This window comes from Limimaricola sp. G21655-S1 (genome assembly GCF_027213785.1).
Classification (GTDB): domain Bacteria; phylum Pseudomonadota; class Alphaproteobacteria; order Rhodobacterales; family Rhodobacteraceae; genus Limimaricola.
In genome coordinates this window covers 1-275 of sequence record NZ_JAPWGO010000206.1, presented here as the reverse complement: position 1 = coordinate 275, position 275 = coordinate 1, and the positions used below count along the sequence as shown (strand labels likewise).

Genomic DNA, 275 nt, shown 5'->3' with positions numbered 1-275 from the left:
AGTTTGTCGTTTTCCAGCTGGTACTGGCTGATGCGGTTGAGAATGCCCTTGAGCTTGGCGTTGCTCTTTTCGATTTCTTCCAAGGCGTTGTCGATCAGCCAGGAGACGGAGCGTAGCTTCACATCGTTACCGGCATCGTCCCGCCACAGCACCGTGCCCACCGGCAGCACGGCCTTTTCCTTCAGCGTGCTCCAGCGCGCGGGTTTGGGCACCCAGAACACGTTGGCTTCGCGATAGTAGTCGAGCTGTTCCAGTTCGTCCTGCAAGGCCTGTCT

General features: G+C 58.2%; 1 pseudogene. It reads right to left on the bottom strand.

Features of this window, described 5'->3' with window-relative positions:
• A pseudogene (locus tag O4G76_RS20470) lies at positions 1–266 on the bottom strand (DNA methyltransferase); the annotation flags it as partial.
• Positions 267–275 lie beyond the last annotated feature (9 nt).